Origin of the sequence: Marinovum sp. PR37 (assembly GCF_028807375.1) — a bacterium.
Lineage (GTDB): Bacteria > Pseudomonadota > Alphaproteobacteria > Rhodobacterales > Rhodobacteraceae > Marinovum > Marinovum algicola.
Window position 1 is genome coordinate 34,429 of sequence record NZ_JARAML010000009.1, and the last position, 12,880, is coordinate 47,308.

Consider the following 12,880-nt stretch of genomic DNA (forward strand, 5'->3'; position numbering starts at 1 on the left):
TCCTCAGGTGGCCCGGTCGGCTGGCGAGCCGGGCATCAGGTCGTAGGGGTGTTTCCACCCCGGTGTCTCGGAAATCCGGGTGAGCCAGGCGTCGATATTGGGCCAGTCGGCCCGCTCGAAGCCGAAGGGCTCGGGATAAAAGAGATAGCCGCAGCAGCTCAGATCGGCGTTGGTGAGGCCCGCGCCGACGATCCAGTCGCGGCCGGCCAGATGGGCATCGAGCACCCCGTAAGCGGCCTTGAGCCGGCCCTGCATGAAGGCGATCACCTCGGCCGGGCGTCGGTCTTCCGGCAGAAAGTTCATCAGGAAGCGCAGCGGGCCGTTCTGGCCGGACAGCTTGTGATTGTCCCACAACACCCAGCGCAGCACCTCGCGCGCCTCTTCCGGCGTGGCGCCGCCGAACTTGCCGGTCTTTTCCGTGACATAGGACTGGATCACACCGGACTGGCTGAGCCGGGTGTCGCCATCCACCAGCACCGGCACCTCGCCCATGGCGTTGATGGTCTCGCGGTATTCCGGCGTGCGGGCCGCGCCATTGAAGAAATCGACATAGACCGGCGTCCAGTTGAGGCCGGAGAGTTCCAGCGCCAGCGCCGCCTTGTAGGCATTGCCGGATTCGCCGAAGCAGTGGAGTTTCATGGTCATGTCTTCCCATTCCTGATCTGGTCGCCCCTGGCGGGCGTGGCACTGGCGTATTTTTCAAAGAGAAGAAGCAGCAGGGGGTAACCCGTTGTTAAGGTTAATCGGCGAGGCTCGAAGGTGCGGTACAGGCTGGCGAGCCGATGACCGCAAGAGGAGAAGCCCCGTCGCCCCGCCAGCAGCCCGCCGCGGGTCCGGGCCGGGTGACGGGGTGGACCTCCCTTTCGTGTTTCTTCTCTTTCCAAATACGCCTTTCTGCGGGCGGTCCGGGCCCGCGTGACTTTGGACGCTGTCGCGCCGGTCGCTGTCACCTGCCGCGCCCTCATCGCTTCCGCGCATCCAGGTCCGAGTTGAAGAGCCGCAGCCTGTGGGTCAGCGCCTCGTTGTCGGTGATGCTGTCGAAATGCTCGAAGACGAAGGACAGCGCCTCGCCCTCGTCGAGACCGGCGGCCTCGGCAAAGCGGCGCAGCCGGCGATAGCCGTCTTCGGTCATCGCCGCGTTGAACCGGCGGGTGAGGCGAAAGCGTTTGGGCATCGGGCGGTCCTTGATCTGAGAGGTCGGGTGGGGGGTGTTCCCCCACCGTATTTTCAGAAGTTCTCGGCCGCCAGCCCCATCACCGGCGCCGCGCCGGTCTCGATCCGCGCCAGATGCGTCTTGGTCATCGGCAGTTGCCGCGCCATGTAATAGCGCCCGGTGGCGAGCTTGGTTTCGTGGAAGTCGCGGTCGGCGGTGCCGGCGGCCAGCGCTGCCTGCGAGGCCTTGGCCATCCGCGCCCACATCAGCCCGAGGCAGACATGGCCGAAGAGATGCATGAAGTCATGGCTGCCGGCCAGCGCCGCGTTGGGGTTCTTCATGCCCTGCTGCATGAAGAACATGCCGGCCGCCTGAAGATCCTTCGAGGCGGCTTTCAGCGGCTCGACGAAGTCCTCGAGATCCGCGTCGTCGGCGTTCTCCTTGCAGAAGCCCTTGACCATGTCGAAGAAGCCCATGACGTGTTTGCCGCCGTCCTGCGCCAGCTTGCGGCCGACGAGGTCGAGCGCCTGCACACCATTGGCGCCCTCGTAGATCATCGCGATCCGGGCGTCGCGGGCAAATTGCGACATGCCCCATTCCTCGATGTAGCCATGGCCGCCGTAAACCTGCTGCGCGGCGACCGTGCAGTCAAAGCCCTTGTCGGTGAGGAACCCCTTGATCACCGGCGTTAGCAGCGAGATCAGCCCCTCGGCCTGCGGGTCATCGTTGCGGTGCGCCCGGTCGATCAAATTGGCGCCCCAGAGGCCAAAGGCCCGCGCGCCTTCGACAAAGCTCTTCTGGTCGAGCAGGTTGCGCCGGATGTCGGGATGCACGATCAGCGGATCGGCCGGGCCATCCGGGTTTTCCGTGCCGGTCACCGCCCGGCCCTGAAGCCGGTCCTTTGCATAGGCCAGCGCATTGTCATAGGCCACCGCGGCCTGGCCCAGGCCTTGCAGGCCGACGGCGATGCGCGCCTCGTTCATCATGGTGAACATCGCCCGCATGCCCTTGTGTTCGGTGCCGAGCAGCCAGCCCTTGGCACCGTCGTAGTTCATCACGCAGGTCGAATTGCCGTGGATGCCCATCTTTTCCTCGATCTTGCCGACCGAGACGCCGTTGCGGTCGCCGAGGCTGCCGTCGTCGTTCACCAGGATCTTGGGCACGATGAAGAGCGAGACGCCCTTGATCCCTTCGGGGCCGCCGGGAATTTTCGCCAGCACCAGGTGGATCACGTTGTCGCTGAGGTCATGATCGCCGGCCGAGATGAAAATCTTCTGTCCGGTGATGGCGTAGGAGCCATCGGCCTGCGGCTCGGCCTTGGTGCGCATGAGCCCGAGGTCGGTGCCGCAATGCGGCTCGGTCAGGTTCATGGTGCCGGTCCAGTCACAGGTGACCATCTTCGGCAGGTACATCGCCTTTTGCGCCGCCGTGCCATGGGCATGGATGGCGGAATAGGCGCCATGGGTCAGGCCCGGATACATCTGGAACGCCATGTTCGATGCGGTCAGCATTTCGCCCACCGCGGTCTGAACCAGGTATGGCAGCCCCTGCCCACCATACTCCGGGTCACAATCCAGGGCCGTCCAGCCACCTTCACGCAGCTGATCGAAGGCTTGTTTGAACCCCTTCGGCGTGCGCACGACGCCGTTCTCCAGAGTGCAGCCTTCGGTATCACCCACCACGTTGAGCGGTGCGAGCACATCGCGCGCGATCTTGCCGGCTTCTTCCAGCACCGCGCTGGTGAAATCAGCATCCAGCTCGTCATAGCCGGGCACATCCTGCGCCGGTGCGTTCAGCACCTCGTGCAGAATGAATTGCAGATCCTTGGTAGGCGGTGAGTAGCTGGGCATCTGGGTCTCCCTAGGGGTCTTACATGGCCGCTATTCTGCGGCCTTCTTGTGAGCGGACATCGAGGCGATCATCTTTTCGCCCCACTTCAACTGGTCCTTGAGGTCCTTGATGTTGGCGTCGAGTTCGGCACGCTGGCGCTCCAGATCGTCAAGCCGCTTGCTGGCAAGCTCGTAAGTCTGGCGCAGCTGCGTCTGCTGCTGATCGCCGATATCGTAGAGGTCGAGAAGCTGGCGGATTTCCTCGAGCGAAAACCCGAACCGCTTGCCGCGCAGGATGAGCTTGAGCCGGGCCCGGTCGCGGCGGGAAAACAGACGTTTCTGCCCGTCGCGTCGGGGGAACAAGAGTTCCTTGGCTTCATAGAAGCGGAGAGTTCTTGGAGTGACCTCGAATTCATCGCACATCTCGCGGATTGTCATCGTTTGTTCTGTCATTGGTAGCACCTGTTGATCATCGTCGACCAAGGTGCAGTTGCAAATCGCACCCTCTGCCTACAATGGGAAAAATGGGTGACGTAACCCAAACGCTACGTCAGTTTCAGGGTGACGTAAGATCACTGCGCATCACCCTACGTCAGCGCAACATTCTAACCGCTTTGAAAAGGGCCGGAGGCCGCTTCGGCCCCGTCGTTCAAGGTCTCTGCGGTCTCTTTGCGAAGGTCGCTCAGCTCGCGCATCGCGGCGTCGAGCTGTTCTTTCTGCTCGGCCAATGCGAGCAGCTGACGGTCGGCCATATCGAGAAACACCCGCATCTGCGCGCGGGTGCCTTCGTGGTCGTAGATCATCAGCCATTGCCGGCATTCCTCGAGCGAGAAGCCAAAGCGCCGGCCGCGCATGACGAGTTCCATCCGCGCGATTTCGCGCGGGCCGTAAAACCGAGAACGGCCTTCGCGCTCTGGCGAAAGCAATTCGATATACTCGTAATAACGCAAGGTTCGTGGTGTGACGTCAAACTTGGCGCACATCTCCTTGAAGCTGAGCCTTGTCTCGCTCATGCCGCATTCCCCCGGTTGCTCTGCTGCCTGCCTCACACCGAAACACCACCCCCAAGGCGGCTTGCGCTCCGGGCATCGGGCCATCCGCGGACAGATTAGGCCAAAAAGGGCGGGGGGCGCAATGACCGCTCGCCGCTTGCAACCGGTGAGCGGGAATGCGCATAAATCGGAAACACTGCAAGGACAGAACATGCCGACCGACAAGACTTCCTTTGCCCGACAGTTCATCGGCAGCATCCCGCATTCACGCGAGCTTGGCATGACGATCACCGAGGTTTCGGACGGCAAGGCCGAGATCGCCATGGGATATGACACCCGCTTTGTCGGCGACCCCGAAACCGGGGTGATCCACGGCGGCGCGGTCTCGGCGCTGATGGACACCTGCTGCGGCACCGCGGTGATGAGCCATCCGCAGGTCGGCGGCGCCACCGCCACCATCGATCTGCGGATCGATTACATGCGGGCCGCCACCCCGGGGCAGACGATCACCGCGCGGGCGGAATGCTACCATGTCACCCGGACGGTGGCCTTTGTCCGCGCCACCACCTACGACGAGGATTTCGACCGGCCGGTCGCCACCGCAACCGGCGCCTTCACCGTCGAGAAAAGCTGAGCCCCGAAACCGCCTGACCCCGAGGTCGCCCCATGCCCCAGAACCGCCGTGAACCCCTGCAACAGGTCAAGCACCGTCGCGACGCCGCCCTGCGCGCCCTGGCCGGCGGCATTCCCTATGCGCAATACCTGGGCATCACCTTCGACCGGCGCGGCGACGAGTTGACGGCGCTGCTGGCCTATGACGACAAGCTGATCGGCAACCCGATGCTGCCGGCATTGCACGGCGGGGTGACGGCGGCCTTTCTCGAGGTGACGGCGATTGTCGGCCTGTCGTGGTCGTTCATCTGGGAAGACATGGAAAGCGGCGCCCTGCCGCTCGAGGAGGTCGAGGCCGGCACATTGCCTCGCCTGCCCAAGACAATCGATTTTACCGTCGATTACCTGCGCTCGGGCCTGCCGCGCGACAGCTATGCCCGCGCCCGGGTGACCCGTTCGGGCCGGCGCTATGCCAGCGTGCACGCCGAGGCCTGGCAGGACAACCGCAACCGGCCGCATGCCCAGGCGACCGGGCACTTCCTGATGCTGCCCCGTGACTGACCCCGCCACGGGCCCGGCGCCGGGGCCCGCGCCGTTGACCCATCGGCGGGTGCTGAAAATCTCGCTGCCGATCATGCTGGCGGCGATGACGACGCCGCTGATCGGGGTGGTCGATACCGGCGTGGTGGGCCAGATCCCCGCCGCCGAACCGATTGCCGCGGTCGGTGTCGGTGCGGTGATCCTCTCGGCGGTCTACTGGATCTTCGGCTTTCTGCGCATGGGCACCACCGGGCTGACCGCGCAGGCAGCGGGGCAGGGCGATAGCGCCGAGGTGGCGGCGCTGCTCACCCGCGGGCTGATGATCGGCCTGGCGGCGGGGGTGATGTTCATCCTGCTTCAGCCGCTGCTCTATCCGCTGGCCTTCGCGGTCTCGCCGGCCTCGCCGGAAGTCGAGGCCATGGCGCGCGACTACATGCAGATCCGCATCTGGTCGGCGCCGGCCGCCATCGCCATCTACGGCATCTCGGGCTGGCTGATCGCCCAGGAACGCTCGCGTGCGCTGCTCGGGCTGCAACTCTGGATGAACGGCGCCAACATGGCGCTTGACGTGGTCTTCGTGCTGGGCCTCGGCTGGGGGGTCAGCGGCGTGGCGTTGGCCAGCTTCCTGGCGGAGTGGAGCGGGCTGGCCATGGGGCTCTGGATGTGCCGCGCCGCCTTTCGTCACCCGTCCTGGCGCGACTGGGCGCGGGTCTTCGACCGGGTGCGGCTCAAGCGGATGGCGGTGGTCAATGCCGACATCATGATCCGCTCGGCGCTGTTGCAGGCAATCCTGGTGAGCTTTCTGCTTTTTGGCGGCCGTTTTGGCGATGCCACCCTGGCGGCCAATCAGGTGCTGCTGCAATTCCTCTACGTGACCGGCTATGCGCTCGACGGTTTCGCCTTTGCCGCCGAGGCGCTGGTCGGCCAGGCCTTCGGCGCCGGCGCGGTAGACAGGGTCCGGCGCGGCGCCGCGCTCACCACGCTCTGGGCGACGATCACCGCCGGGCTGCTGTCGCTCCTGTTCTGGCTGTTCGGCCCGGCCTTCATCGACATCCTGGCCAAGGCCCCCGACGTGCGGCTTCTGGCGCGCGAATTCCTGCCCTGGATGATCGCCGCGCCGGTGATGCAGATCGGCCTGACCATGCTCGACGGCATCTTCATCGGCGCCACCCGGTCGGCCGACATGCGCAACATGATGTTGCTGGCGGCACTCTGCTATCTCGCCGCGGTCTGGTTGCTGACCCCGGTCTGGGCCAACCATGGCCTGTGGCTGGCGCTGCATGTCTCCTTTGCCGCCCGCGGCCTCAGCCTCCTGGCGCGGTATCCGGCGCTGGAGCGGGCGGCCCATGCCGTAAGCGCCGCCCGGCAGGCAGGCTGATCGCGCCGCCACCGGGGCTGAAGCTGCGGAAGGATCAGCCCGCCACCGTCTCCCGGATCACCCGTTCCAGCTTTTCCAGCAGCTTCTGGTTGTCAAAGCGGTCCTCGGCCACCTGCCGGGCCTCGGCGGCCATGGCGGCGCGGTTCCCGGCGGTCATGGCGCTGCGGATCGCGTCGGCAAAACCGGCCTCGTCGTGCTCGTCCACCAGCCAGCCGGTGCGGCCTTCGTCGACCGCCTCGGGAATGCCGGCATGGCGGGTCGAGACGGTCAGGCAGCCGCAGGCCATGGCCTCCTGGATGGCGGTGGGCAGCCCTTCGGTGTTGCCGTTGGCGGCGGTGATCGAATGCTGGAGAAAGAACTCGGTGCCGGCCAGGCGGTCGCGCACCGCCTCATGCGGCTGGGCACCGTGGAAACTCACCCTGGCCTCGGCTCCGGCTTCGGCCACCAGGGCCCGGGCCGGCGTGAGCAGGGGGCCGTCGCCGATGACATCGAGATGCGCCCCCGCCAGCCCCTCGCTCGCCTTCAGGAAGGCGCGGAGGGTCACCAGCGGCGCCTTCTTCTCGACCATCCGCCCCACTGCGAGGCACGAGAGCGGGCGTTTCTCGGCGGGCCGGAACAGCTGCACGTTCACCCCCGAAGGGATCACATGCGCATTGGGATGGGTGACGCCGCGCGCCGCCAGATTATCGAGCAGGAATTGCGAGACCGAGAACACCCCGGCCAGCCGCGGCATCATCTTGGCATAGGCGCCGGGGATATTGCCCTGGTTCAGCGCCTTGGAGGCATCGGTGCCGCGAAAATAGGAAAAGCAGGGAATGCCCATCTCGTTCGCCAGCGGCGCCACCGCCAGCGCCTGGGTGCCGAACTCGGCCAGGACCCCCTCGATGCGCTGTGCTTTCAGAAAGGCCTTCAGCTCGCGTTTGGCCTGGCCGAACGGCAGCCGCCCGGTGCCGTGGCGCAGCCGGTTGACCCCGACGGCGAGGGGCATCATCAGCCGGTCGGCCAGCCCGGTGTCGCGGCCGCGCCGGTTGAACCAGGCCACGTCATAGGAATTTTCGCCGTGATAGCGGCCGCAGACTACCGCCGCCGCGCCGCCGAAGATGTGCTGGATATGACGGTTGATGAAGGTCTCGCCGGGCAGGTGATACTCACCGGTCACGATGCAGATGCGCATGGGCGCGGGGCCTTTCCTTGGTTCCGCGCCTGCCTAGCAGCGCCCCCCGATTGCCGCAAGCGCGGCCTTAGCGATCGCTCTTGAAGACCCCGGTCAGCGCGCTCTGCACGATGCCGCGCACCGAGGGGCGGGTCTTGACCCCGAAAGGCACCGGGCGACAGACATCCATCGCGGCAACGCCGACCCGCGCGGTCAGCGCCCCGTTGACCATGCCCTCGCCAAAGCGCCGCGAGAGCTTGCCCAGCAGCGAGCCGCCGAGGATCGGCTCGAGCATGTCGTCGCCCACCGCCACCGCGCCGGTGGCCACGATATGCGCCATCACCGCCTTGGTCAGCCGCCAGCTGCCCAGCGTGCCCGAGCGGCCGCCGTAGATCTCGGCGATGCGGCGGATCATCCGCAGGTTGGAGGTCAGCGCCGCCACCACGTCGGCCAGCGCCAGCGGCACCACCGCCGTCACCGTCGCCACCTGCCGCGCCGCCGCCTCGACCTCGCGCCTGGCGGCGGCATCGAGCGGCGCCAGCAGGTCAAGCTCGACCTCTCCGAGCATGGCGTCGGCGTCAAAGGCATCCTCCATCCCGTCGCGCAGCTTGTCGCGGCCCCAGCGCGTGTCCTCGCGCCCGGCGTAGAAGGTCAGGAGATCGGCGGCCACCGCACGCGCGGCCTTGAGATCGGAATTGGCCAGTGCCTCATCCGCTCTGAGCCGCAGCCTGTCGATCCGCCGCAGCCGGCCGAAGGCGGCGACCTCCTTGAGCGAGATCAGCGCCATCACCAGAAGCAGCGCGGCGATCAGCGCGGTCACCGCGTAGCCCAGGATCGGCTGCCGGTCGATCATCGCGGTGGCGAAATCCCAGGCCGCGACCGAGACCGCAGCGCCGATCACCGCCCCCAGCAGCCCCCAGAACCAGCGCGCCAGCCGCGACGGCCGCCGCGCCGCCAGCACCGCCGCCGTCTGCATCGCCTGGCCCTTGGGCGTCGGCGCGCCCAGTTCGGGCACCGGCGGCGCCTCGGCGGGCGAGGGGGTGTCTTCGTCAAGCTCGATCAGCACCGGTCCCTTGCTCATGTCTTGGCCTCCCAGGCATAGCGCACGTCGGGCAGTTGCTCCTGGTTGCCCGCGCCGTCGCTGCGCGTCACCTCGGCAAAGCCTTCGCGTTCATAGAATTTCTGCGCCCCGGTGTTGCGCTGGAAGGTCCAGAGCTCGAGCCGGTTCGCCCGGGCCTTGGCGTCGTCGAGCAGCGCCACCCCGACCCCCTGGCCGCGCTCCGGCGCCGCCACGAAGAGCGCATCGATCTCTTCGCCATTGCGGGCGATAAAGCCCAGGATGCGGCCGTCGCCGCTCTCGACCACCCGGACCCAGCCCTTGTCGATCATCCGGCCGCAATGGGCCACGTCCTGCGCGCCGCTGTGCAGGTTCGGCTTCCACGGCGGCGTGTCCATGGCTTCGGTCAGGATCGCGGCGATCTTGCCGGCGTCGGTCGAACGGGCGTCTCGGATGTCGGGGGTCACAGCTTGTCTCCGATCAGGAATTGCGCCGCCCGGTCAATCCGGATGTGGGGCGGGCCGTCGCCGGGTTTGAGTGTCAGCGGCGCCGGGGCGAAGCGCATCGCCTGGAAATCGCCGTCGAGCCAGCGCTCGGCGCCGTCGCGCGCCGGGCCGAGCAGGGAGTTAGGATCCTCCGGCAGTTCGCCGGGGTAGAAGGCCGCCTGCCGGCCGCCGTCGAGCAGCGCGCCGCGCACGCAATCGAGGCTGCGGCCCTTGTGGGCGAGGGTCTGTTCGGTGGTGGCGCGCAACGCCGCGATCGACATCGCCGCCGTATCGGCGCCGGCAAAGCGCGCCCGGTCGCGGGCGTCGCGGGTCAGCGCCTCCATGATCGCGGTCAGCCGGGGGTGCTGGACGTGGTGCAGGTGATCGGCCTTGGTGGCGGCAAAGAGGATCTTCTCGACCCGCTTGCCCATCAGCAGGCGGGTGAGGAAATCGTTGCGTCCGGGGCGGAAGGCCGAGAGGATGTCGGCCATCGCATGGCGCATGTCCTCGACCGCCTGCGGCCCCTTGTGGATCGCGCCGAGGGCATCGACCAGCACCACCTGCCGGTCGATCCGGGCAAAGTGATCGCGAAAGAACGGCTTCACCACTTCGCGCTTGTAGGCCTCGTAGCGCCGCTCCATCTCGCGCCAGAGCGCCTTGCGCGGGGTCTCTTCCGGCTGCGGCAGCGGCGCGAAGGTCAGCACCGGCGCGCCGGCCAGATCGCCGGGCAGCAGGAACCGCCCCGGCGTGCAGTCGTAGTATCCGGCGTCGCGGGCGGCGTTGAGATAGGTGGTGAAGCTCGCAGACAGCGCCTTGGCGACCGGCTCCCCGGCCGGCTGCGCCGCATCGGTCTGACCGGAAAGCACCAGAAAATCAGCGGCTTCCGAGCGCCCCTTGATCCGTTGCATCACCTCTTCCGACCATTCGGCATAGCTCTTGTCCAGAAGCGCCAGGTCAAGCAGCCATTCACCGGGATAATCGACGATGTCGAGGTGGATGACCCGCGGCCCCTGCAAGCCCGAAAGCAGCCCGCCGGGCTGCACCTTGAGCGAGAGCCGCAATTCGCTCACCGCCCGGGTGCTTTCCGGCCAATGCGGGCTGCGCGAGGTCAGGTCGCCCAGATGCGCCTCATAGTCAAAGCGCGGCACGGTATTGTCGGGCTGCGGCTGAAGATAGGCAGTGAGCAGCCGGCCCTCTGCGGCGGCGACCAGCCCCGGCATCCGCCCGCGATCCATCAGATTGGCCACCAGCGACGTGATGAACACCGTCTTGCCCGAGCGCGCCAGCCCGGTGACGCCCAGCCGGATCACCGGCTCGAAGAAGGTGCCGCTGACCGTATCGGTCACCGCTTCGACGCTGCGCAACACACCATCGGCCAAAGTATTGATGACCAAACCTGCCCCCTCGTTCTGACTGTTCCAGAGGATAGGCGCCGCGACGCCGCAGTTCCAGTGGCGCGAGGGGGATTGTTTCGGCCCGGCCCTCGGGGTAGATGCGCGGCCATGCCCAGATATGCGCTGAAAGTGGAATATGACGGCACCGGGTTCGCCGGGTGGCAACGGCAGGCCGATCAACCCTCGGTGCAAGGTGCGATCGAGGCCGCGCTGGCCCGTCTGGAGCCGCGCGACCACACCATCGCGGCCGCCGGTCGCACCGATGCCGGGGTGCATGCCCGCGGCCAGGTGGCGCAGTGCGACATGGTCAAGCAGTGGGATCCCTTCCGGCTCTCCGAGGCGTTGAACCACCACCTGAAACCCGCCCGCGTGGCGATCCGCGATTGCGCGCCGGTGGCCGATGACTGGCATGCGCGCTTCTCGGCGCTGGAGCGGCGCTATCTCTTCCGGCTGCTGTCGCGCCGCGCGCCCTGCACCATGGAGGCGGGGCAGGTCTGGCGAGTCAACAATCCGCTCGATCTCGAGGCGATGCGCGCGGGCGCGGCGCATCTGGTGGGGCATCACGATTTCACCACCTTCCGCTCGTCGATCTGTCAGGCGGCCTCGCCGGTCAAGACGCTCGACAGCCTCGAGATCACCCTGGCCGAGACCGATGCCGGGCCTGAATACCAGTTCCGCCTGGCGGCGCGGTCGTTCCTGCACAACCAGGTGCGCAGCTTCGTCGGCACGCTGGAACGGGTGGGCTCGGGCGCCTGGCCGCCCGATCGGGTCAAAGACGCGCTCGACGCCCGCGACCGCGCCGCCTGCGGCCCGGTCTGCCCGCCGCAGGGGCTTTACCTGATGGGCGTGGGCTATCCCGAGGATCCCTTTGCGCGATGAGCCCTTGCGCGCGGCGGCGTTCCGCCCTAGACAGCGCGCATGACACAGACACCCCGGATCCGACGAGATTTCTGATCTTCCCGCCGCGCCGCCCCGCGCGCGGCCCCGGCCTGTTTGTTTTCAATCCCATCAAAACCTTGACTTGACCGCGTGCCCTTGGCACCAATCGGCCTTCTTGCAAAGGATGACGCCATGATCCCTCCTGTCCTGCCAACCTACAACCGGGCAAAACTGCACTTCGCCAAGGGCGAAGGCAGCTGGCTGATCGAAGAGGACGGGCGCCGATTTCTCGACCTGGGCAGCGGCATCGCGGTAAATGTCATGGGCCATGCGCATCCGGCGCTGGTCAAGGCGCTGACCGATCAGGCGCAGGCGCTGTGGCATGTCTCCAACCTCTACGAGATCCCGCAGCAGGAGGCGCTGGCCCGGAAGCTGGTCGAGGCGAGTTTTGCCGACACCGTTTTCTTTACCAATTCCGGCACCGAATGCGCCGAGCTGGCGATCAAGATGGCGCGCCGGTATCATCACGCTGCCGGCCAGCCGGAAAAGACCGGCTTTCTTACCTTCGAGGGCTGTTTCCACGGCCGCTCCACGGCCGCCATCGCCGCCTCGGGCAGCGAAAAGATGACCCAGGGCTTCGGCCCCTTGATGCCCGGCTTCACGTCTCTGCCCTGGGACGATCTCGATGCCGTCGAGGCGGCGATCACCGAGACCACCGGCGCCGTGCTGATCGAGCCGATCCAAGGCGAGGGCGGCATTCGCCCGGCCTCCGACGCCTTCCTCAAGGGGCTGCGGGCGCTCTGCGATGCCCACGGTCTGCTTTTGATCTTCGACGAGGTGCAATGCGGCATGGGCCGCACCGGCCGGCTCTTTGCCCATGAATGGTCGGGGGCGACGCCGGATATCATGATGGTGGCCAAGGGCATCGGCGGCGGCTTCCCGCTGGGCGCGGTGCTGGCCACCGAGGCGGCGGGCGGCCCGATGACCGCCGGCAGCCACGGCTCGACTTATGGCGGCAATCCGCTGGCCTGCGCGGTGGGCTGCGCGGTGATGGATCACGTCGGCACGCCGGCCTTCCTCGACAGCGTCAACCGCAAGGCCGGGCTGTTGCGCCAGAAACTCGAAGGCCTGGTGGCCGATCACCCCGGCATCTTCGAGGGAGTCCGCGGCCAGGGTCTGATGCTCGGGCTGAAGTGCCGGGTCGCCCCGGGAGATCTGGTCGCCGCCGGCTATGACGCCCAGGTGATCACCGTGCCCGCCGCCGACAACGTGGTGCGCCTCTTGCCGCCGCTGACCGTCACCGAGGACGACATCGCCGAGGCCGCTCGCCGTCTCGACCGGGCCGCCGCCGCGCTCGCGGCCTGATCTTCTTCTGTTTGAAAATACCGCGGGAGCTTGGGGGCTGGCC

General features: G+C 67.1%; 14 protein-coding genes. 5 read left to right on the forward strand and 9 right to left on the reverse strand.

Annotated elements, in window-relative coordinates; genetic code table 11:
* Positions 1-3: 3 nt before the first annotated feature.
* The 5 genes from PVW49_RS09735 to PVW49_RS09755 all read right to left on the reverse strand — a co-directional run bounded on the left by PVW49_RS09735 (position 4) and on the right by PVW49_RS09755 (position 3,995).
* The gene (locus PVW49_RS09735; protein WP_274590464.1) at positions 4-645 is read right to left on the reverse strand and encodes a glutathione S-transferase family protein; all 642 of its coding nucleotides are present in this window, start codon (positions 643-645) and stop codon (positions 4-6) included.
* A gap of 316 nt (positions 646-961) precedes the next feature.
* Positions 962-1,174 carry a hypothetical protein gene (locus PVW49_RS09740; RefSeq protein WP_048532451.1) on the reverse strand — a complete coding sequence of 71 codons (213 nt, stop codon included), beginning with the start codon at positions 1,172-1,174 and terminating at the stop codon, positions 962-964.
* A gap of 53 nt (positions 1,175-1,227) precedes the next feature.
* Positions 1,228-3,003, reverse strand: coding sequence for an acyl-CoA dehydrogenase C-terminal domain-containing protein (locus PVW49_RS09745; RefSeq protein ID WP_274590465.1), 1,776 nt, complete (start codon positions 3,001-3,003; stop codon positions 1,228-1,230).
* 30 nt (positions 3,004-3,033) lie between these two features.
* Positions 3,034-3,435, reverse strand: a complete 402-nt coding sequence (locus PVW49_RS09750) for a MerR family transcriptional regulator (RefSeq protein ID WP_048532449.1) — start codon at positions 3,433-3,435, stop codon at positions 3,034-3,036.
* A gap of 152 nt (positions 3,436-3,587) precedes the next feature.
* A complete protein-coding gene (locus PVW49_RS09755; protein WP_274590466.1) occupies positions 3,588-3,995 on the reverse strand; it encodes a MerR family transcriptional regulator in 408 nt (135 codons plus the stop codon).
* Positions 3,996-4,185: 190 nt separating this feature from the next.
* On the opposite strand from PVW49_RS09755, the gene PVW49_RS09760 reads away from it, so the two are divergent.
* From PVW49_RS09760 to PVW49_RS09770, 3 genes are all read left to right on the forward strand, one after another.
* Positions 4,186-4,608: a PaaI family thioesterase gene (locus PVW49_RS09760; protein ID WP_074834786.1), complete on the forward strand. Its 423-nt coding sequence runs from the start codon at positions 4,186-4,188 to the stop codon at positions 4,606-4,608.
* Between the two features lie 32 nt (positions 4,609-4,640).
* The gene (locus tag PVW49_RS09765) at positions 4,641-5,147 is read left to right on the forward strand and encodes a PaaI family thioesterase (protein WP_048532446.1); all 507 of its coding nucleotides are present in this window, start codon (positions 4,641-4,643) and stop codon (positions 5,145-5,147) included.
* Positions 5,148-5,220: 73 nt separating this feature from the next.
* Positions 5,221-6,504 (forward strand): MATE family efflux transporter, encoded by a 1,284-nt coding sequence (locus PVW49_RS09770; protein ID WP_082154596.1) that lies wholly within the window; start codon positions 5,221-5,223, stop codon positions 6,502-6,504.
* Between the two features lie 34 nt (positions 6,505-6,538).
* Here the strand turns inward: PVW49_RS09770 and PVW49_RS09775 are convergent, their stop codons facing one another.
* From PVW49_RS09775 to PVW49_RS09790, 4 genes are all read right to left on the reverse strand, one after another.
* On the reverse strand, positions 6,539-7,678 hold the full coding sequence (locus tag PVW49_RS09775; RefSeq protein WP_274590467.1) for a glycosyltransferase: 1,140 nt from the start codon (positions 7,676-7,678) through the stop codon (positions 6,539-6,541).
* Positions 7,679-7,745: 67 nt separating this feature from the next.
* Positions 7,746-8,738, reverse strand: a complete 993-nt coding sequence (locus PVW49_RS09780) for a YcjF family protein (RefSeq protein WP_274590468.1) — start codon at positions 8,736-8,738, stop codon at positions 7,746-7,748.
* A complete protein-coding gene (locus tag PVW49_RS09785; RefSeq protein ID WP_274564874.1) occupies positions 8,735-9,181 on the reverse strand; it encodes a GNAT family N-acetyltransferase in 447 nt (148 codons plus the stop codon). Before PVW49_RS09785 ends, PVW49_RS09780 begins: the two co-directional genes overlap by 4 nt.
* The gene (locus tag PVW49_RS09790) at positions 9,178-10,593 is read right to left on the reverse strand and encodes a YcjX family protein (RefSeq protein ID WP_274590469.1); all 1,416 of its coding nucleotides are present in this window, start codon (positions 10,591-10,593) and stop codon (positions 9,178-9,180) included. Before PVW49_RS09790 ends, PVW49_RS09785 begins: the two co-directional genes overlap by 4 nt.
* A gap of 108 nt (positions 10,594-10,701) precedes the next feature.
* Between PVW49_RS09790 and truA the strand changes: the two genes are divergently transcribed.
* Both truA and PVW49_RS09800 read left to right on the forward strand, forming a co-directional pair.
* Positions 10,702-11,472, forward strand: a complete 771-nt coding sequence (gene truA, locus PVW49_RS09795) for a tRNA pseudouridine(38-40) synthase TruA (protein WP_274564876.1) — start codon at positions 10,702-10,704, stop codon at positions 11,470-11,472.
* A 192-nt stretch (positions 11,473-11,664) separates the two neighbouring features.
* On the forward strand, positions 11,665-12,837 hold the full coding sequence (locus tag PVW49_RS09800) for an aspartate aminotransferase family protein (RefSeq protein WP_274564877.1): 1,173 nt from the start codon (positions 11,665-11,667) through the stop codon (positions 12,835-12,837).
* Positions 12,838-12,880 lie beyond the last annotated feature (43 nt).